General features: G+C 58.1%; 1 protein-coding gene. It reads right to left on the bottom strand.

Annotation, left to right across the window (positions count from 1 at the left end):
- Positions 1–786, bottom strand: a protein-coding gene (locus QEH53_RS23865) for an IS5 family transposase (protein WP_345785752.1) whose coding sequence is annotated in 2 segments (ribosomal slippage) — positions 1–498 and positions 497–786 — 788 coding nt annotated over the 2 segments. Because the reading frame shifts where the segments join, the coding sequence is not laid out codon by codon here. This gene is flagged as partial in the annotation.
- Positions 787–892: the final 106 nt, after the last annotated feature.

Below are 892 nucleotides of genomic sequence, written 5' to 3'. Positions count from 1 at the left end.
TAGGCAAGTCTGGTGGTCATCAGTCGAGTCATCGCGATGTGGATCATGGCTTGCGACGAGCTTGTCGTGCGTTCGTAGTCCTTGCTGAGCCTTCGGCTGTTCTCCAGCCAGGCGAAGGTCCGTTCGACTATCCAGCGCCGAGGCAAGACCTTGAAGCCCTCGGCCTTGTCGTTGCGCTTGACGATCTTCAAGTCGATCCGACGATGTCTCCGGATCTCGGATACCCATTCGACCGGCTTTCCTCGATAGCCGCCGTCGGCCCAGATAGTGCGGATCCGTCCGTGCTCGCTCTCGAGCTTTCCTAGAACCATTCGAGCCCCGTCTCGGTCCTGGATCGACGCCGAGCGAACCACTGAGGCGAGCACGAGTCCAAGCGTGTCCACGAGCAGATGCCTTTTCCCTCCCTTAATCTTCTTTCCTGCATCATAGCCGCGAACCCCGCCGTTGCGAGCAGTTCGCACGCTTTGCGAGTCGATGATCGCGGCAGTGGGAGCTTTTTTTACCGGCCCGGTAGCGCATGTAGCCGCGAAGCTGGTCGTGCAGCTTCTCCCAGATGCCTTCCTTCTTCCACTTCGAGAAGTAGTGGTAGCAGATGCGCCAGGGCGGCAGGTCCTTGGGGATCATTCGCCAGGCGACGCCTCCGCGAACGATGTAGAAGATCGCGTCGAGAACGCGTCTCTTGCTGTAGCGGGCGGGGCGCCCCAGCTTCGCCGGTCCCGGTATCATCGGTTCCAATACGCTCCATTCCTTGTCGGTGAGATCGCTGCTGTAGCCTTCTTCCTTCATCGGCTCCCCAGTGTGGGAGCGTCTTCTCAAAAAGCGCTAACAAAGTGAATGGAAAAGCGAAAAAGTTCGATCATAAGGTTGTTTCAGGACTTATTGGACACCCTCT

It is taken from the genome of Pelagicoccus sp. SDUM812002, from assembly GCF_031127835.1.
Taxonomy (GTDB): domain Bacteria; phylum Verrucomicrobiota; class Verrucomicrobiia; order Opitutales; family Opitutaceae; genus Pelagicoccus.
Note: the sequence above shows the minus strand (reverse complement) of the source record. Positions and strands in the feature narration are given on the sequence as shown.